The 17,526-nt window shown below is 61.9% G+C and carries 17 protein-coding genes; 7 read left to right on the plus strand and 10 right to left on the minus strand.

The features are described from left to right. Positions 1-167 precede the first annotated feature (167 nt). A complete protein-coding gene (gene tyrS, locus ABEB22_RS11395) occupies positions 168-1,418 on the minus strand; it encodes a tyrosine--tRNA ligase (protein ID WP_339112712.1) in 1,251 nt (416 codons plus the stop codon). 59 nt (positions 1,419-1,477) lie between these two features. On the opposite strand from tyrS, the gene ABEB22_RS11400 reads away from it, so the two are divergent. Next, a complete protein-coding gene (locus tag ABEB22_RS11400; RefSeq protein ID WP_406870316.1) occupies positions 1,478-2,575 on the plus strand; it encodes an anhydro-N-acetylmuramic acid kinase in 1,098 nt (365 codons plus the stop codon). 124 nt (positions 2,576-2,699) lie between these two features. Then, a complete protein-coding gene (locus ABEB22_RS11405) occupies positions 2,700-3,017 on the plus strand; it encodes a hypothetical protein (RefSeq protein WP_350935907.1) in 318 nt (105 codons plus the stop codon). Here ABEB22_RS11405 and ABEB22_RS11410 read toward each other — a convergent pair whose 3' ends face one another. The 4 genes from ABEB22_RS11410 to ABEB22_RS11425 all read right to left on the minus strand — a co-directional run bounded on the left by ABEB22_RS11410 (position 3,018) and on the right by ABEB22_RS11425 (position 6,708). Further along, positions 3,018-3,443, minus strand: coding sequence for a cupin domain-containing protein (locus ABEB22_RS11410; protein ID WP_406870317.1), 426 nt, complete (start codon positions 3,441-3,443; stop codon positions 3,018-3,020). Next, positions 3,440-4,354 (minus strand): DMT family transporter, encoded by a 915-nt coding sequence (locus tag ABEB22_RS11415; protein WP_406870318.1) that lies wholly within the window; start codon positions 4,352-4,354, stop codon positions 3,440-3,442. Before ABEB22_RS11415 ends, ABEB22_RS11410 begins: the two co-directional genes overlap by 4 nt. Positions 4,355-4,554: 200 nt before the next feature. After that, positions 4,555-5,832, minus strand: coding sequence for a phosphopyruvate hydratase (gene eno / locus ABEB22_RS11420; RefSeq protein WP_406870319.1), 1,278 nt, complete (start codon positions 5,830-5,832; stop codon positions 4,555-4,557). 168 nt (positions 5,833-6,000) lie between these two features. Continuing rightward, a complete protein-coding gene (locus ABEB22_RS11425) occupies positions 6,001-6,708 on the minus strand; it encodes an endonuclease/exonuclease/phosphatase family protein (RefSeq protein WP_339112706.1) in 708 nt (235 codons plus the stop codon). Between the two features lie 166 nt (positions 6,709-6,874). On the opposite strand from ABEB22_RS11425, the gene ABEB22_RS11430 reads away from it, so the two are divergent. After that, on the plus strand, positions 6,875-7,549 hold the full coding sequence (locus tag ABEB22_RS11430; RefSeq protein WP_406870320.1) for a hypothetical protein: 675 nt from the start codon (positions 6,875-6,877) through the stop codon (positions 7,547-7,549). Between the two features lie 3 nt (positions 7,550-7,552). Here the strand turns inward: ABEB22_RS11430 and ABEB22_RS11435 are convergent, their stop codons facing one another. Further along, on the minus strand, positions 7,553-8,980 hold the full coding sequence (locus ABEB22_RS11435) for a protein adenylyltransferase SelO (RefSeq protein WP_350935896.1): 1,428 nt from the start codon (positions 8,978-8,980) through the stop codon (positions 7,553-7,555). A 102-nt stretch (positions 8,981-9,082) separates the two neighbouring features. Between ABEB22_RS11435 and ABEB22_RS11440 the strand changes: the two genes are divergently transcribed. Both ABEB22_RS11440 and ABEB22_RS11445 read left to right on the plus strand, forming a co-directional pair. After that, on the plus strand, positions 9,083-9,301 hold the full coding sequence (locus ABEB22_RS11440; RefSeq protein ID WP_339112703.1) for a DUF2945 domain-containing protein: 219 nt from the start codon (positions 9,083-9,085) through the stop codon (positions 9,299-9,301). Beyond that, complete coding sequence (locus ABEB22_RS11445; RefSeq protein ID WP_350935892.1) at positions 9,301-10,281, plus strand: DNA topoisomerase IB; 981 nt, start codon at positions 9,301-9,303, stop codon at positions 10,279-10,281. Before ABEB22_RS11440 ends, ABEB22_RS11445 begins: the two co-directional genes overlap by 1 nt. Here the strand turns inward: ABEB22_RS11445 and ABEB22_RS11450 are convergent. Beyond that, a complete protein-coding gene (locus ABEB22_RS11450; RefSeq protein ID WP_350935890.1) occupies positions 10,278-11,213 on the minus strand; it encodes a nucleoside hydrolase in 936 nt (311 codons plus the stop codon). The genes ABEB22_RS11445 and ABEB22_RS11450 overlap by 4 nt on opposite strands. A gap of 80 nt (positions 11,214-11,293) precedes the next feature. Continuing rightward, positions 11,294-12,295, minus strand: a complete 1,002-nt coding sequence (locus tag ABEB22_RS11455; RefSeq protein ID WP_350935888.1) for a Fe(3+) ABC transporter substrate-binding protein — start codon at positions 12,293-12,295, stop codon at positions 11,294-11,296. Between the two features lie 243 nt (positions 12,296-12,538). On the opposite strand from ABEB22_RS11455, the gene ABEB22_RS11460 reads away from it, so the two are divergent. Both ABEB22_RS11460 and ABEB22_RS11465 read left to right on the plus strand, forming a co-directional pair. After that, on the plus strand, positions 12,539-13,381 hold the full coding sequence (locus ABEB22_RS11460; protein WP_339112699.1) for a MipA/OmpV family protein: 843 nt from the start codon (positions 12,539-12,541) through the stop codon (positions 13,379-13,381). Positions 13,382-13,517: 136 nt separating this feature from the next. Beyond that, positions 13,518-14,924, plus strand: coding sequence for a tetratricopeptide repeat-containing sulfotransferase family protein (locus ABEB22_RS11465; protein WP_406870321.1), 1,407 nt, complete (start codon positions 13,518-13,520; stop codon positions 14,922-14,924). On the opposite strand, the gene ABEB22_RS11470 is transcribed toward ABEB22_RS11465, so the two are convergent. Both ABEB22_RS11470 and ABEB22_RS11475 read right to left on the minus strand, forming a co-directional pair. Then, positions 14,925-16,778 (minus strand): ABC-F family ATP-binding cassette domain-containing protein, encoded by a 1,854-nt coding sequence (locus tag ABEB22_RS11470; RefSeq protein WP_406870322.1) that lies wholly within the window; start codon positions 16,776-16,778, stop codon positions 14,925-14,927. Between the two features lie 48 nt (positions 16,779-16,826). Then, positions 16,827-17,474, minus strand: a complete 648-nt coding sequence (locus ABEB22_RS11475) for a hemolysin III family protein (RefSeq protein WP_339112696.1) — start codon at positions 17,472-17,474, stop codon at positions 16,827-16,829. Positions 17,475-17,526 lie beyond the last annotated feature (52 nt).

Here is a 17,526-nt window from a genome sequence, read left to right on the forward strand (position 1 = left end):
CTCCGCCTTTTCCTTTTGGCATGCGGGGTAAGGGGACGCTCGCGCCCCCTCTTTGCGCTGCGCGCAAATTCACCCCCGAGGATATTTAGAGACGCTGGAATTGCAAAAGGGCGCCGGTGAGGGCGCCCCTTCAAGATGGATATGGCTCGGATCTGGCGTTGTGGGGATCAACCCAGTTGCACGAGCGCGTGGCGTTTCTTGCCAGCCGAGAGTTTGACCGGTGTCTCGAAATCGGTGGCGGTGAACATACGGCCCGCTTCGGTGCAGGTTTCGTCATTCACTTTCAGCCCGCCTTCACCGATCAGGCGTTTGCCATCCTTACCGGTTTTGGCAAGGCCCGAACGGGTTACGAGTTGGGCCAGGCTGATGCCATCGCCCAATTCTTCGGCCGAGAGGCTGAGGGTCGGAAGATCCTCGCCGGTGCCGCCTTTTTCGAAGACCTCACGCGCGGTGGCCTCGGCGGCGGCGGCCGCCTCGGCACCATGCAGAAGCGTGGTGACCTCGCGGGCGAGGATGATTTTGCCCTCGTTGATCTCCGAGCCCTGAAGGGCTGCAAGGCGGTCGCATTCCTCGACCGGCAGTTCGGTATAGAGTTTGAGGAAGCGGCCTACATCGGCATCCGTGGTGTTGCGCCAGAACTGCCAGAACTCGTAGGGGCTGAGCATCTCGGCATTGAGCCACATCGCGCCGCCTTGGGACTTGCCCATCTTGCGGCCATCCGAGGTGGTCAGCAGTGGCGTGGTCAGGCCATAGATCTCGTTATCAAGCACACGACGGGTCAGGTCAATCCCGTTGATGATATTGCCCCATTGGTCCGAGCCACCCATCTGGAGCGCACAGCCATAGCGGCGGTTCAGCTCGAGGAAGTCATAGGCCTGCAAGATCATGTAGTTGAATTCGAGGAAGGACAGCGACTGTTCGCGGTCCAGACGCGATTTCACGCTCTCGAAGGAGAGCATCCGGTTGACCGAGAAATGCCGCCCGATATCGCGCAGGAAGTCGAGATAGTTCAGGCTGTCGAGCCATTCGGCATTATTGAGCATGAGCGCGCCATTGCCGCCCTCGCTATAGTCGAGATAGCGGTCGAAGACTTGCTGCATGCCGTCGATATTCGACTGGATCTGCTCGGGTCCCAAAAGCGGGCGCTCATCCGAACGGAAGGAGGGATCGCCCACCTTGGTCGTGCCGCCACCCATGAGCGTGACCGGCTTATGGCCACATTTCTGGAACCAGCGCAGCAGCATGATGTTGAGCAGGTGACCCACATGCAGCGAGGCGGCCGTCGCGTCATAGCCGATATAGGCAGTGACCGTCCCGGAATAGAGTTTCTGGTCCAGCTCCTGCAGGTCGGTGCAGTCGGCCAGGAATCCGCGCTCGGTGATGATGCGCAGGAAATCCGATTTGGGATGGTATGTCATCTGGCTTGTTCCTTTCTGATAGGCATGCGTATATCGCTTGGTCAGGTAAAGGGGAAGCCATGTTGAAAGCAGGACCTGTCTGGGCAGTTGGCGCGATGTCGGGCACCTCGCTCGATGGCGTGGATGCGGCTGTCGTGCTGACGGATGGTGAGCGGATTCTCGATTTCGGGCGCGTGGATTATCGTGGCTATAGTGACGAGGAGCGCGGTATCCTGCATGCGGCACTCGGGCTGTGGCAGGGCGAGCCTGCGGTCGAGCCTGCGGCGGAGGTCGTCGAGACGGTGCATGCCGAAATCCTCTCGGGCTTTTCCGAGGCCGAGATTGTGGGCTTCCATGGTCAGACACTGGCGCATGATCCGGGCGGGCGTGGCACCCATCAGGCGGGCGATGGCGCGGTGCTGGCGGAGGTGCTGGGCAAGCCTGTGGTCTGGGATTTCCGCACGGCGGATGTCGCACTTGGCGGGCAGGGCGCGCCGCTTGCGCCCTATTTCCATTTCGCCTGTGCTAAATGGGCGGGGCTCACCGCGCCTTGCGTTTTTCTCAATCTCGGCGGGGTCGGCAATGTGACATGGGTCGATCCGCGTCTGACCGGACCAGAGGCCGACGGGGCGGTTCTGGCCTTTGACACAGGTCCGGCCAATGCACCGATCAACGATCTGATGCGTCTGCGGTTCAATCTCTCGCAGGATGAGGGAGGCGCGCTGGCGTTGCAGGGGAATGTCGACGAGGCTGTGGTCGCGCGGTTTCTGGAGCATCGCTATTTCCTGAAAATGCCGCCCAAATCATTGGACCGGAACGATTTCCACGGGGTGCTCGAACTGGTCTCCGGCATGGGAGATGCCGATTCGGCGGCAACGCTGACCGCCTGTTCGGCGGCGTCGGTGGCGCGCGGGTTCGAGCATTTTGCGACCCCGCCCGAGAGGCTCTATCTTTGTGGGGGTGGCCGGCTCAATGCAGCACTCGTGGCCGAGATCGCAAAACGCGTGCCGTGCCCCGTGGAGCTTGTCGAGGATATCGGGCTTGATGGCGATATGCTGGAGGCGCAGGCATTCGCCTATCTGGCGGTGCGGGTGGCGCGTGGATTGCCCACCTCGGGACCGTCGACCACGGGTGTGGCTGCGCAGGTGGGCGGGGGTCAGATCAGCCGGCCTGCCTGACATCGCGCTCTTTCCGCAACAGCATTAATCAATTGTTAATCCTTTGGTGCTCGCGACTTTGTGATGTCTGGCGGTGCGCGTAATTTCGCTCATGCCGATAACGATAAAAACGAGGCCGAGCATCATGAAAGCGCTTATTCTTGTCCTGCCCCTGATGATGGCGGGCTGTGGTCATACGCCCGACATCGCGTCACGGCTGCCTGCGATCCAGTTCGTCCCGGATCTGCCCTCTCCCGCAGCTCTGATGCGCCAGAAGGCACCCGATTACACCTATAACGGCCAGATGATTACTTTCACGCAGGTTGATCCGACCTTTGATGATGATGCGCCTGCTGGGCGTAATTACGCGCAGGCGCAGGGTGTCTGCACGGATCACGGCTTTGATTTTGTTGAATATTGGGGCGTAACCGAAAACGGTCAGCGCTTCTTCTGTAGTAACTGATCAGCCGCGCGGAATGTCGAAGCCTTCCGGTGCAAGGGTAAAGCCCTCGAACCGGAAGCCGGGCGAGACGGTGCAGCTGACGAGGCTATACTCCCCCGTGCTAAGGGCTGCCTGCCAGTGATGGGGCGGCACGATCACCTGCGGGCGCTCTCCGGCGAGGATATCGGGGCCGAGCCGGTGGTCCTTTGCCGGCCCCGTATCGCTTGGTGCAAGCGACAGGGTCAGCGGCGCGCCGGCATGCCAGAGCCAGATCTCGGTCGAATCGACCTTGTGCCAATGGCTGGCTTCACCTGCTTTCAGAAGGAAATAGATGCAGGTGCCCGCTGTGCGGCCTTCGCCTTCGGCGATCCATGTCTGGCGATAGTGGCCCCCTTCGGGATGGGGGGCCAGCTGGAGTGTTTCGATGATATCATCTGCAGTGCTCATGGCGCATTGAGCGTTGGTTGGCGGCGCAGTGTCAAGTGTGGACTGGTGATCTGGGACAAGCTGACCCCGAGGAGTGTCAGAGCCGTGCCGATGATCTGCAGGAGGGCAGGTGTCTGTCCGAGCGCCCAGCCGATCAGCACCGCAAAGACCGGCACGAGATTGAACAGGATGGCGGTCTTTGCCACGCCGCGCGCGGCGATCGCCGCCGTCCAGAAGATATAGGCCAGCATTGAGCCGAGGATCCCCATCCACAGAGAGGCGATCAGGCTGGAGGGCGATGCGGCTAGAGTGAAGGCAACAAGATTGCCCTCATGGAGGCTCGTTCCGATCAGGGCGAGGGTGCCGAAAACCATCGTCCAGCTTGTTGTGGCAAGCGGGGAGGAGCCCCGTATAAAGCGCGTGCAACCCACCCCATAGGCCGCCCATGCCAGTGAACCGGCAAGAATGACCAGATCGCCGGAGTTGAGCCTTCGGGAGATATCGTCAATGTGCCCCTGTGCGAGCACCAGTGCGACGCCCGCAAAGCTGAGTACCATGCCGGATAATGCGCGCCAGCTTGGGCGTTTACGCGACAGGACCGCGTCGAAGATGGCAGAGGTGATCGGGGTGGTGGCCATGATCAGTGCCGCCGTTTGCGGGTTCGTGCTTTGCAGCCCTATGCAAAGCGCCGCATTGAATCCGGCAACCCCGAGAATGCCCAGAATGATATAGGCGAGCAGGTTCCGCCTGAGAGGCGCCATGGCCAACCCTTCGCGCCAGATAAGGAGCACGAGGATCGCGATTGTCGCGATGAGAAAGCGCAGGCTTGCCACGCTTAGAGGCGGCAGGCTGCCAAGGGCGATGCGGGTCGCCTCGAAATTGCTGGCCCAGAAAGCCGTTGCGGCAACACCCAGAATAAGCGGTCTTTGCATGAGATGTCCTTCGGAGAAGATCCGGCCCATGAGGGGCAGGATAGGGATCACGCGACCGGTAGCGCAGGGGCAAACTACGCGTGGTTTCGTTTTCCGTCTTCCCTCAACTACGCGTAACCGCTTTCCAAATACGGAAAGTATCGCCACTAAAAAAGGCGCGGAGAATCTCCGCGCCTTTCTCCGAAGTATTCACCGAAGTCTTATTTCTTCAGGATCGAACGGCCCGCATAGATTGCGGTCTCGCCAAGCATTTCCTCGATACGGATCAGCTGGTTGTATTTTGCCAACCGGTCCGAACGCGCCAGCGAGCCGGTTTTGATCTGGCCGCAATTGGTGGCAACTGCGAGGTCCGCGATGGTCGCATCCTCGGTCTCGCCCGAGCGGTGCGACATCACATTGGTGTAGCGAGCGCGGTGGGCCATATCGACGGCCTCGAGCGTCTCGGTCAGCGAACCGATCTGGTTCACTTTCACCAGCATGGAGTTTGCCACGCCTTGCTCGATGCCATCGGCCAGACGCTTGGGGTTGGTCACGAACAGATCGTCGCCCACCAGCTGGATCTTGTCGCCGAGTTTCTCGGTCAGGATCTTCCAGCCTGCCCAGTCATCTTCCGCCATACCGTCTTCGATCGAGATGATCGGGTATTGCTCGCAGAGTTTCACAAGATAGTCGGCATTCTCTTCCGAGGTGAGCGAGAGGCCTTCCCCCTTCATCTCGTATTTGCCGTTCTTGTAATATTCGGTCGAGGCGCAATCCATCGCCAGATAGATATCCTCGCCCGGCTTGTAGCCGGCTTTCTCGATGGATTTCAGGATCACGTCGAGCGCTTCTTTGGTCGAGGAGAGGTTCGGCGCAAAGCCACCCTCATCGCCCAAACCGGTGGACAGACCCATCGCGGTCAGCTCTTTTTTCAGCGTGTGGAACACTTCCGAGCCCATACGAACGGCTTCGCGGATATTCGCGGCCGAGACGGGCATGATCATGAATTCTTGGATGTCGATCGGGTTATCGGCATGCTCGCCGCCGTTGATGATGTTCATCATTGGAACCGGCAGAACGCGGGCCGAGGTGCCACCGACATAGCGGTAAAGCGGCTGGGTGGTGTAATCGGCGGCGGCTTTCGCACAGGCCAGCGACACGCCCAGGATCGCATTCGCGCCAAGGCGGCCCTTGTTCTCGGTGCCGTCCAGCTCGATCATCGTGCGGTCGATTTCGACCTGCTCGGTGACATCGGCGCCCACGAGGGCTTCGGCGATCTCGCCATTCACGGCGGCAACCGCGTCAAGCACGCCTTTGCCCATATAGCGGGCCTTGTCGCCATCACGCTTCTCGACCGCTTCATGAGCGCCGGTCGAGGCCCCCGAGGGCACAGCCGCGCGGCCCATGGTGCCGTCTTCGAGGATCACGTCGACTTCGACGGTCGGATTGCCGCGGCTATCGAGGATCTCGCGCGCGTGGATATCGATGATGGTGCTCATATTACTCTCTTCCCTTGTCGTTGCACAGCTGTGCTTAATGGGCCGCGTAAAGCTATAACTTCGCCAAGCCCCAGTGAAAAGGGCGTTGTTACCGCTAACGCGAGTGTTAGCGACACAACTTCATGAAATTTGTGGAATGTTCGTATGACATACGCATAGTCAGGTAGATCAGCGCCGGCGCCGCAGACCTTTCACATCAGCCCAGATCGGCAGATGGTCCGAGGCACGCCGCGTCAGCTGGGTGTCGAGCACTGCCATTTTGGCAATGCTCGCACGGTTGCAGGTCACGATTCGATCCAGCTTGCCGACCGGCGCGACCGAGGGGTAGGTGGCGCCAGGTGCATGGACCGAGAAGCCGCTCAGCGCCTCGAAGCCGGAACGCCCCGACCATTCGTTGAAGTCACCAATGGCGAGGGCGGGCGCGGGAGAGGCTGCCAGCATCTCCTTGGCTATCCGCGTCCATTGCGCGCGCCGGTCCGCCCGGCGTAGCCCCAGATGGGCTGCAAAAATGGAAAAGGGCAGATCGCCCTCGGCCTTGATATGTAGATGCAGCGCGCCGCGCGGCTCGAGGCCGGGCAATTCGATCCCCTTGCAATCGATCATCTCGACGGTCTTGCGCACCAGAAATGCCTGACCGTGCCAGCCCAGACTATCGGGTCCGGTGCGGGGTTGCTCGATGGTGCAGAAATCCGTCTCGGCCTCGATAAGGGACGCAGTCAACGCAGCCGGACGCGCGCCGCGCCGGCGGTCAACTTCTTGCAGCGCAACGATATCGGCATCCAGCGTGTTGAGCACCTCGATAATCCGGTTGGGATCTCGGCGGCGGTCCACCCCTACGCATTTATGAATGTTATAAGAAGCAATTCGGAGAGTCATTGGTCGTCAGCATGGTCAATTTCACGCAGAGATATAGATCTAATGCGCGGGATGTCACCTTGCCGTCGCGAAAAATTCCAATATTGCGATATATTCGCCGAGAATTTTTTGTGAGCGGAGCGTGAGCATCTTCCCCGCACTGCGATTTGCCCCCATCATGAGAGTTATGAAAAACTTCCTCCCCCTCGCGGCGTTTTTGCGCCAGCCCTGGCCGGTGCGCGTGATCTGGTCGCTTCTGGCCATCGAGTTATGTCTGGCCCTTGTCGAACGGCAATGGCCACTTGCGGGGGTGGCGCTGTTTACCTTCGGGCTGACACTCGTGCCGCTCTATGTTAGCTCGCGCATCGGAATTTCCATGCCCACGGCGCTGGTTGTGGCGATCACCGGCTTTATCTTCGCCACGATCTTTCTCGGCGAGGCGTTCGATTTCTACAACCGCTTCTGGTGGTGGGACATCGCGCTGCATGGCGGATCGGCACTCGGCTTCGGCCTGGTAGGCTTCATGTTCGTTTTCATGCTGTTTGAAGGCGACCGCTATGCCGCGCCTCGCTGGGCGATGGCGCTAATGGCGTTCTCGGTGGCGGTCACCATTGGCGCGGTCTGGGAGATCTTCGAGTTCGGCATGGACCAGATCTTCGGCACCAATATGCAGAAATCCGGCCTGATGGACACGATGGGCGATCTGATCGTGGATGTGATCGGCGGCGCTTTGGGGGCGCTTGCGGGCTGGGCCTATCTCTATGGTCGCGGTCCCGGTTTTACCCGCGCTTTCTTCGAGGATTTCGTCGCCCGCAACCGCCGGTTCTTCCGCAAGATCGGCAATCGGGTCGGGCGACGCTAGGGGTTATGTCCCGCAGAAGGTGCGCATAACGCGCTCACCCAGGTCGGGCGCCTTCTCGTAGGCGGCAAAGCCCGGTGCTTCCGCATAGGGCTCGGCCAGCGCTTGCATCAGGCGCTCGAACGGGGCCAGATCACCGGCCTCGGCGGCATTGATCGCCTCCTCCACGCGATGGTTGCGCGGGATGCGCAGCGGATTGGCTTCGGCCATCACCGCCTGCGGATCGGTCTCCCGCGCCAGACGTGCCCGCCAGTCGGGCGCCCAGGCTTGCCACAGGGCAGGGTCCATGAACTCCGCCCCCGCATCCTCTCCTCGGCGCATCGCCGCAAAGACCCGCGTGAAATCGGCCTGACCCTGAGCCATCGCGGTCAGGAGCCCCTGGATCAGGTCCAGCTCCTCCATCCCTGCATCGGCAATCCCGATCTTCTGCCCGAAACGCTTCAGCCACTGGCTCTGGTAGAGCGGACCGAACGCATTGATGGTCAGTGTGGCGTCCTCGATGGCCTTCTCCTGCTCGCCCATCAGCGGGATAAGGCAGGTGGCGAATTGCGCCAGATTCCACGTGGCGATCTGCGGCTGCGCGCCATAGGCATAGCGGCCATATTGGTCGATCGAGCTGAACACCATCTCGGGATGATAGATATCGCTGAAAGCACAGGGGCCATAATCGATGGTCTCGCCGGAGATCGCCATATTGTCGGTATTCATCACGCCATGGATGAAGCCGAGGCTCATCCAGCCCGCGATCAGCGTCGCCTGCGCCGCGGTCACCGCCTTGAGGAGGTCGAGCGGGCTCTCGCATTCGGGATAGAGCCGCGCGATCACATGATCGGTCAGGGTCCGCAGCCCCTCCACATCGCCGCGCGCGGCGAAATACTGGAAGGTGCCGACCCGCACATGGCTGCGTGCCACCCGCGCCAGCACCGCTCCGGGGCGCTGTTTCATGTCGCGCAGGATGGTCTCGCCGGTAAAGGCCGCTCCAAGTGCGCGTGTGGTGGGCAGGCCAAGCGCATACATTGCCTCCGAAACCACATATTCGCGGATAACCGGCCCGACCCATGCCCGCCCGTCGCCACGGCGCGAAAACGGCGTGGGGCCGGAGCCCTTCAGCTGCAGGTCGAACCGGCCCTCGGGGGTCGTGACCTCGCCCAGGAGCACCGCGCGCCCATCGCCCAGTTGTGGCACCCAGCCGCCGAACTGGTGACCGGCATAGGCCTGCGCGATCGGGGCCGCGCCTTCGGGGACATGGTTGCCCGCGAGCATAGCCACACCCTCGGGACTGCGCAGGAAGGCGGGATCGATGCCCAGATTGCCTGCCAGCGCATCATTGACGGCGATCAGCTGCGGCGCTGCCACGGGTGTGGGGGCTTGCGGCGCGAAGAAACGCTCGGGCAAGGCGGCATAGCTGTTGGTGAAGCGGATGGGTGCGGTCATGAGAGGCCTCCTGTTGGTTCCGATATAGGCCCCATGGCCGCTGACGGGAACCCCGACCCTCCGAATTCGTTTGGGCGGTAGCTAATCGTGAAGGGGGCGGCTATGGGGAATTCTTACCGGACCGGACAATGGGTCACATGGAACTGGGGGCAGGGCGAGGCCAGAGGCAAGATCGCCGCGCGCCATGAGGAGCGTGTCGAGCGCCAGATCGACGGCTCCAAAATCACCCGCAATGGCAGCGCCGAGAACCCCGCCTACGAGATCCATCAGGAGGACGGGGCGCGGGTGCTCAAGCTCGGTTCCGAGTTGGAGGCGGGGTGATGGACGGCGCGCGTCTGGCGGATCTGCCGAAAGGCCTGTGCTTCTATCCCGATAGCCGTCCGGGGATCGCGCGCAGGCGCTGTGGGCGGGGCTTCAGCTACATGATGCCCGATGGCACCACACTTGCCCGTGGCCCCGAGCGGACCCGCGTCGAGGCTCTGGGCATTCCGCCCGCTTATGAGAATGTCTGGATTTCTCCGCGCGAGAACGGGCATCTGCAGGCCACGGGGTTCGATGCGCGCACGCGCAAGCAATATCGCTATCACACACTCTGGTCCGAGGCGCGGGCCGCCGAAAAATTCGGCACACTTGCCGCCTTTGGCCATGCGCTGCCACGGATCCGGCGCGGCGTGACGCGGGATCTGGCCGAGGGGCCGGGCGAGATGGGGTTTGCGCTGGCTGCTGCCGTGCTCTTGATCGACCGTCTGGCGATGCGGGTCGGCAATGCTGCCTATACCGAGGCCAATGGCAGCTACGGGGCGCTGACGCTCCGCCGCCGCCAGATGCGACTTTGCGATCAGGGGCTGCGACTGAGCTACACGGCCAAGGGCGGCAAGAAGGTGCGGCGCCTGCTCACAGACCGCAAGCTGTTGAAAGTGCTCGACCAGGCGCGCGATCTGCCGGGGGCCGAGCTGATCACATGGCTCGATGATGCGGGCGCACCGCATGCGTTGGCCTCCGATCAGCTCAATGCCTATCTGTCTGACCTAGGTCAGGGAGATTTTACTGCCAAGACCTTCCGCACATGGTCGGGGTCGCTGGCGGCATTCGAGGCGGCAGAGGCGGGGGGCGAGACCATCAAGGCGCTCTCCACGGCTGCAGCCAAGCGGCTGAACAACACGCCCACCGTCGCCCGCAACAGCTATATCCACCCCAAGGTCATCGCGCTGGCCGAAGAGGGCCTGCCCGAGATCACGCCCGTGAAGCTGCGCGGGCTGACCGTGGCAGAGACCCGCCTTCTGGCGCTTCTCGAGGGTTAGAGCGTGGCGAGGCGGTCGCTGATCAGCGCGAAGAAACGGTCGCGATCGACCTCGCCCATGAAGGTGGCATTGGGCGCGCGCTTGCTGACGCGCCACCAGTCCGCCACCGTCATGCCAAGGGTCAAGGGCGAGTCCACCTCGATCTCGACATTGATGAGACGGCCGGAAAACAGCGTCGGATCGATCAGGTAGCCGATAGTGCAAGGGTCGTGCAGTGGCGCGCCGCCCGAGCCGTATTTCTCCATATCGAAGCGCTCGAAGAAATCGGTCCAGGACGCCACCGCCTCGCCGAGAGGCGTGCCCAGATCGCGCATCTGCTGCACCCACGCGGCGGAGGTCATGGCCTTATGCGTCACATCGAGCGGCATCATCGTCACCTTCACCCCCGCGTCCAGCACGATCTTGGCCGCTTCCGGGTCGACATAGATGTTGAACTCGGCGGTGGGAGTGATGTTGCCGACCTCGAAATAGGCCCCGCCCATCAGCACGATCTCCTCGATCTTCGCAGCCAGTTCGGGGGCGCGGTGCAACACGGTCGCGATATTGGTCAGCGGACCGATCGGGACCAGAGTGATCGAGCGGTCCCCGGCGGCCCGCAACGTTTCGATGATGAAATCCACCGCATGTTGCTCCTGCACGGGCATTGTGGGCTCGGGCAGAACGATCCCGTCAAGGCCGGTCTTGCCGTGGACATGCTCGGCCGTCACCAATGCGCGTGACATAGGTCTGTCGCAGCCCGCAAAGATCCTTACATCGCGGCGTCCTGCCAGTTCGCAGATCTTGCGCGCATTGCTTACCGTCAGATCCAGCGGCACATTGCCTGCGACACAGGTGATGCCCAGCAGCTCCAGCTCGGGGCTGGCCAGCGCCAGCAGAATGGCCACGGCATCGTCCTGGCCGGGATCGGTATCGATGATGATTTTGCGCGTCATGTCTGCTCTCCTTTGGAGGGGCAGGTTGAGCGCAGGCGCGGGATTTGTCCAGCGGGCGTCATGCCCGCCGGACGCTTGGGTCAACCGTCGAAGTTCACCGCCTCGATCAGCTTGAGGGCCTCGGGACGCATCCTGGCGATCTCCACAAGATCGAGCCCGTCGGGGGTGAAGGCGCCCCAGCTTTTGACCAGATCCGAAGGATCTACGCCCTCTTTCACCGGAAACTCGTGATTGGTCTCGGCATAGATATGCTGCGCCTCATCGGAGACGAGGAACTCCATCAGTCTCAGCGCCTCGTCCTTGTTGGGGGCGGATTTGGTCATCGCGACGCCCGATATGTTCATATGTGTGCCACCGCCCTCGAAGACGGGGAAGCGGATCGACACGCTATTGGCCCATTCGGCGCTCTCGTCATTGGCCAGCATCTGGCCCATATAATAGGTGTTACCAAGGCTGATATCGCATTGACCCGCCCAGATGGATTTCACCTGACTGCTGTCATTGCCCGAAGGCTTCAGCGCCAGATTGGCCTTGAGCCCTGTCAGCCAGTCACGCGTGGCCTCCTCGCCGTGATGGATCAGATAGGCGGCGGTCAGCGCGACGTTGTAATCGGAGGTGAAGGGGCGGGTGCAGATACGGCCCTTCCATTTGGGGTCGGCCAGATCCTCATAGGTGGTGATCTCGCCCTCGGCCACGCGCTCCTTGGAGGCATAGACGATCCGCGCCCGTGTGGTCAGTCCGAACCACTGATGGGCAGGGTCACGGAAGGCCGCCGGGATCGCGGTATCAAGGGCCGGATCCTCGACCGCTTGCGTGACGCCGCCATCCACAACTTGCGTCAGCCGCGCGATATCGACCGTCATCACCAGATCGGCGGGAGAGCGGCGGCCCTCGGCCTGCAGGCGCTCGACCATACCCTGCGCGATATAGGCGACATTGACCTTGATACCGGTTTCCTTGGTGAAAGCATCCAGCAGCGGCTGAACAAGCTCGGGCTGACGGTGCGAATAGATGTTCACATCGGCCATCGCAGGCAGGGGCAGGGCCGCGAGAGCTGGCGCGAGAAGCGGAAACAGACGCATGGAAACCTCCTATTTGGACGCAACCGATATGCCAATTCCGTGAAAACCGGTCAATACCTGATCTTTTTTATCGGCATATCGACGGGTTTCGCAGGGGCGTGACATATCCATGCAACAGTTTCGCGCGAAATTGAGCGGGAAGGTAGCAAGTTTTGTGATCTGCGCTAAGATAACCGCAAATGATTGACAGGCGGGGTGCTGCATCACTGCAGGGGCCGCGCTCAAGAACGAGGGAATCATACCGTGACCCAGATCACTGCGAAAATCGCCGCCGCTTCTGTTGCCCTGATGCCGCTTGTGGCGGGTGCCGCCTTTGCCCAGGATAGCCAGTCCGAAGGTTATCACTTCGATACGCCGCGCGTCTCCACCCAGTCGTCGGGCGCAGGGGTGAAATTCACGCTGGGGGCAGGCGTTGCGGTCACTCCCGAATATCCCGGCTCGGATGATTTCACCGTCGGTCCCGATATGGTCGTGCGCTTCCACGCTCTGCAATATGGCGGGATGACCTATGGCAATCCCGACCCCTATGCCGAGAAATCGGGCTTCTCGGTTGCGGGGTCGTTCCGCTATATCGGCGAGCGCGATGCCAGCGACTATTCCGAGCTGCGTGGGCTCGACGATGTGGAGGATTCTCTCGAGCTGGGTCTCGGCTTTGCCTATGACACCCCTGTCTATGAGGTCTTCAGCACCGTGCGTTACGGCGTTATCGGTCATAACACCTGGGTTGGTGAGGTCGGTGCCGACCTCAAGATGCACCCGACGGAGCGTCTGACCGTCACCTTCGGGCCGCGCGCCTTCTGGGGCACCGAGCGTTATGCTGACACCTACTATGGTGTGACGGCGGCGGAATCGGCGGCGTCCGGTGGATCGCTTGCCGCCTATGACCCCGATGGCGGTTTCCTGTCGGCGGGTGTCGAGCTGGGCGCGAATTACCGCTTCGACGGCGGTTGGGGTGTCGAGGGCGCGGTGCGCTACGACAAGCTGATGAACGATGCCGAAGACAGCCCGATCACGCAGGCCGGATCGGACGAGCAGTGGAGCATGTCCTTCGATGTGACGCGCGTGTTCACGCTGGGCGCGATGTAAGCCCGCCCATAGCCGATCTTAGACAGCCCCCCGCGAGGGGGCTGTTTTCATTTTCGGGGTGATTTTTCCGAGATGGTAAAGGGTTTGTTTGCCAATTTCGCCGAACCTGCAGGCGAGTTTGCGAAAGAGAGACCCCATGCGCGCCATCCGTTATCAAGACCATCGTGACGACCATCTCCAGTTGATGCAGCGCGGCAAGTATCACGAGGCCTTCGCCATGCTGCAGGAGATGGCGCCGATGCATGGGGATGATCCGGTCTATATTGCCGATCTCGCCGAGGCGATGTGGTATATGGGCGACGAGAAACAGGTGCTTGATCTGTTGCATATCCTGGTCACCCGCTTCCCCGACTACTATCGCGGCTGGCTGCAGTTGGGGTTGCGCATGGGCAGCTATGGCGAGACGGAGCAGGCGGTCGCCTGTTTCAGGAAAGCTTTGGAACTGAAGCCGAAATCGATCGCAGCGCGGACCGAGCTTGCCAAACACGAGCCGTTCAGCCCCAACAGCCAGCAGGCACGGGTGCTGCGAAAATATCTGGAAGACGATATCGCCGATCCGGTAAAGATCGAGATCCTGATCGCACTGGCCAATGCCGAGGCGCGCTCTGGCAGTGCGGTCAAGGCGTTCCATTACTGGACGCAGATGAACGCGTTACGAAAGCTCGATTATGACACCGAGGGGCTGTTGCAGATGGTCAAGGAGATCGGTCGCCTTGCGCCCGCGATGCCGCGCGCCGCAACCGACGCCGCGATGCCGCGCTTCCTCTTCATCACCGGTATGCCGCGCTCGGGCACCACGATCACCGAGACCGAGCTTGCCAAACATCCCGATGCCCACCCGATGGGCGAGCTGCCGACGCTGCAGATCGCGGTGCAGGCGTTGAAACTGCCCGCGTTCTCGGGGCTGCGCCGCGACTGGATTGCGCATCTGCACTCCATCGATGCCGCCCAGATCGCCCAGATCCGTGCGGTATTCCTGAGCCAGCTGCCCCGGAACGCCCCGCGCGGCAAGGTGCTGATCACCAAGACGCCTGCCGATGCGTTCAGCATCTGGGCGGCACGGCTGATCATCCCCGAGCTGAAGGTGCTGCATATGGAGCGACATCCGCTGGATGTGGCGCTCTCCAATTTCAGCACCAATTTCGGCACCTTACGCGGCTATCATACGACTCTCGACGGGATTGCCGATGTGACACGCGCCACATGGCAGGTCCGCGATATCAATGCCGGTCTTCTGGGTGCGGATATGCGGGTGCAATCCTATCGCGCAATGGTCGAGGATCAGGAGAACCAGCTTGCGCACTGTCTGGCCTTTGCGGGGCTCGCGCCCGAGCGGATGCAGACCGAGGCCGATCCGGAGACGCTGCGCGCGGTGCGCACGGCCTCTGTCCATCAGGTCCGGCAGGGGGTGAATACCAAGGGGCTCGAGAAATGGCGCAAGTTCGAGCGCCAGCTTGCGCCATTTGTGAGCCGCCTTGGTGGTCCGGAGGTGATTACCGCTTGGGAAGCGCAGGATCGGGCCTGCGATTACCGGCTGGGGTGATCACCCGGCCTCGGCCGTCTCCAGCTTCTCGAGGGCGGCCATCCAGAGCGTCTCCGCCCTATCCATCGCCTCACGCAGCTCGGCATATTTGGCATTCCACGTCGCCAGCTCGCCCGCTTTGCCATCCTCGTAAAGCGCGGGATCGGCGAGTTTCTTGGAAAGCTTTTGGGCCATTTCCTCGAGCTTCTGGACCCGCTCCTCGCATTTGCGCGCCTCGGAGCGCAGCGTAAGGATCTGCTCGCGGGGCGCGCGTTTGGGCTTGGGTTTGGGGGCCTCGGGTGGCGCTTCTTTCTTGGGCGGCGTCAGCAGTTCCTGCCGGTAGCTGTCGAGATCGGCCTCATAGGGTGCGACGCGACCCTCTTTCACCAGCCACAGCCGGTCCGCGACCATCGACAGCAGGTGCATGTCGTGGCTCACGAGGATCACGGCGCCGGTATAGGCGTTGAGCGCTTCGGTCAGCGCCTCGCGGCTCTCGATATCGAGGTGGTTGGTCGGTTCGTCGAGGATCAGCATATGCGGCGCATCGATGGTCGACAACAGCAGGGACAGCCGCGCTTTCTGCCCGCCCGAAAGCCGCCCGACCTCCGTCTCGGCCTGATCGGCGCCAAGACCGAACCCCGCCAGTCGCGCACGCAGCTTCGATTGACCCTCGTCGGGGCGCAGGCGCTGCAGATGCAGGAGCGGCGTGGCGCCCAGATCCAGCTCGTCCACCTGATGCTGTGCGAAATAGCCCACCCGCAGTTTCGAGGATTTCACCATCGATCCGGTCATCGCCGGAAGCTTGTCGGCCAGAAGTTTCGAGAAGGTCGATTTGCCCTCGCCATTGCGGCCCAGAAGCGCGATCCGGTCATCCTGATCGATGCGCAGGTTCAGCCGCTGAAGGATCGCCTTGCCGTCATAGCCCACCGAGCCGCCCTCGATCGCCACGATCGGCGGCGAAAGCTGCTCGGGTTCGGGGAAGGTGAACACCGTCTTGGCGCGATCCTCGGGCGCGGTGATCGTCTCCATCTTCTCGAGCATCTTCACGCGGGCCTGTGCCTGTTTCGCTTTGCTGGCCTTGGCCTTGAAACGGTCGACGAAGCTCTGCAGATGGGCGCGGCGTTCGTCCTGTTTCTTGGCGGCGGCGGCCTGCTGCTCGCGGTTGGCAGCACGCTGGCGGACGAAACTGTCATAGCCGCCAGTATAGAGCGTAAGCTGTTTGTTCTCCAGATGCAGGATAGAGCCGACCGCACGGTTGAGAAGCCCACGATCGTGGCTGATGATGATGACCGTATGCGGGTATTTGGCCAGATACTGTTCCAGCCACAAAGCCCCCTCGAGGTCGAGATAGTTGGTCGGTTCGTCGAGGAGCAGAAGATCGGGCTGTGCGAAAAGCACCCCCGCCAGCGCGACACGCATCCGCCAGCCGCCCGAGAAATCGGAACAGGGCATGAGCTGTTGCTCGGCATCAAAGCCCAAGCCCTTCAGGATCGAGGAGGCGCGTCCCTCGGCCGACCACGCATCGATATCCACCAGACGAGTCTGGATCTCGGCAATCCGCGTGGGGTCGGTGGCGGTCTCGGCCTCGGCCATCAGGCTCGCGCGTTCGGTATCGGCGGCAAGCACCGTGTCCAGAAGGCTCGTCGAGGAGGAGGGCACTTCCTGCGCCACGCCACCGATCTTGGCGCGCGAGGGCAGCGAGATATCACCCTTTTCCAGCACCGCCTGCCCACGGATCAGACGGAACAGTGTGGTCTTGCCGGCGCCATTGGGGCCAACAAGCCCCACTTTATGGCCGTCGGGAATGGTCGCGGAGGCGCCTTCGAACAGAGGGCGGCCTTCGATGGCATAGGTGATATCTGAAATTTTCAACATGATCGAGCCATGCCGAAACCTTCGGGCAACGTCAACGGGGATTTACGCTCAGGCGCGGGCTGCCACCAGCACAATGGCAATAAAATGCGTCACGGCCCCCGCCAGCACCGCCCCGTGCCAGATCGCGCGCGAGAAGGGGATGCGTTCGATGACATGGAAGATGGTGCCCGCGCTATAGATCAGGCCGCCCGCAAGGATCAGGATGACGGCAGCCAAGGGCAGGGAAGTCACGATGGGGTAGCTTGCGATCAGCCCGATCCAGCCGAGCGCCAGATACATGACAAAGCCTAGCCGTTGCCAGCGGTCGAAAAATCCGAGTTTCATCACCATGCCGATGGCGGCGATGACCCATGCGCTGATGGCCAGTGCCCAGCCCGCGGCGCCCCCCATTCCCAGAAGCGCCATCGGCGTATAGGTGCCAGCGATCAGTAGATAGATCGCGGCATGGTCGAAACGGCGCAGCACCGCACGGGTCGGCTCATGCAGCGTCAAGTTATAGGCGGCCGAGAACCCGAAGCTTGCCACCAGCCCGCCCGCATAGATGCCCAGCGGCCAAAGATGCGCGAGCGGTCGGGTGATCGCCGCCCAGACCATCAGCCCGCTGATCCCCGCAATGACAATGATCAGCCCCAACACATGCATCACACCATCGGCCACATGTTCGCGCAGGCTATGGGGCAGCCTGTATCTCTTCATGGTCCCATCCCTAAATCGGCTCGCACTTGCAGCATAACGCCTTTTTGCGACA

The organism is Thioclava sp. 'Guangxiensis' (assembly GCF_045348365.1).
GTDB lineage: Bacteria > Pseudomonadota > Alphaproteobacteria > Rhodobacterales > Rhodobacteraceae > Thioclava > Thioclava kandeliae.

What these genes read in the sequence shown, in the direction of transcription:
- eno (WP_406870319.1), bottom strand. Translation starts at nt 5,832, where the DNA reads ATGAGCACCATCATCGATATCCACGCGCGCGAGATCCTCGATAGCCGC.
- ABEB22_RS11470 (WP_406870322.1), bottom strand. Translation starts at nt 16,778, where the DNA reads ATGTTGAAAATTTCAGATATCACCTATGCCATCGAAGGCCGCCCTCTG.
- ABEB22_RS11445 (WP_350935892.1), top strand. Translation starts at nt 9,301, where the DNA reads ATGGACGGCGCGCGTCTGGCGGATCTGCCGAAAGGCCTGTGCTTCTAT.
- ABEB22_RS11425 (WP_339112706.1), bottom strand. Translation starts at nt 6,708, where the DNA reads ATGACTCTCCGAATTGCTTCTTATAACATTCATAAATGCGTAGGGGTG.
- tyrS (WP_339112712.1), bottom strand. Translation starts at nt 1,418, where the DNA reads ATGACATACCATCCCAAATCGGATTTCCTGCGCATCATCACCGAGCGC.
- ABEB22_RS11440 (WP_339112703.1), top strand. Translation starts at nt 9,083, where the DNA reads ATGGGGAATTCTTACCGGACCGGACAATGGGTCACATGGAACTGGGGG.
- ABEB22_RS11410 (WP_406870317.1), bottom strand. Translation starts at nt 3,443, where the DNA reads ATGAGCACTGCAGATGATATCATCGAAACACTCCAGCTGGCCCCCCAT.
- ABEB22_RS11430 (WP_406870320.1), top strand. Translation starts at nt 6,875, where the DNA reads ATGAAAAACTTCCTCCCCCTCGCGGCGTTTTTGCGCCAGCCCTGGCCG.
- ABEB22_RS11465 (WP_406870321.1), top strand. Translation starts at nt 13,518, where the DNA reads ATGCGCGCCATCCGTTATCAAGACCATCGTGACGACCATCTCCAGTTG.
- ABEB22_RS11450 (WP_350935890.1), bottom strand. Translation starts at nt 11,213, where the DNA reads ATGACGCGCAAAATCATCATCGATACCGATCCCGGCCAGGACGATGCC.
- ABEB22_RS11405 (WP_350935907.1), top strand. Translation starts at nt 2,700, where the DNA reads ATGAAAGCGCTTATTCTTGTCCTGCCCCTGATGATGGCGGGCTGTGGT.
- ABEB22_RS11455 (WP_350935888.1), bottom strand. Translation starts at nt 12,295, where the DNA reads ATGCGTCTGTTTCCGCTTCTCGCGCCAGCTCTCGCGGCCCTGCCCCTG.
- ABEB22_RS11415 (WP_406870318.1), bottom strand. Translation starts at nt 4,354, where the DNA reads ATGCAAAGACCGCTTATTCTGGGTGTTGCCGCAACGGCTTTCTGGGCC.
- ABEB22_RS11400 (WP_406870316.1), top strand. Translation starts at nt 1,478, where the DNA reads ATGTTGAAAGCAGGACCTGTCTGGGCAGTTGGCGCGATGTCGGGCACC.
- ABEB22_RS11435 (WP_350935896.1), bottom strand. Translation starts at nt 8,980, where the DNA reads ATGACCGCACCCATCCGCTTCACCAACAGCTATGCCGCCTTGCCCGAG.
- ABEB22_RS11475 (WP_339112696.1), bottom strand. Translation starts at nt 17,474, where the DNA reads ATGAAGAGATACAGGCTGCCCCATAGCCTGCGCGAACATGTGGCCGAT.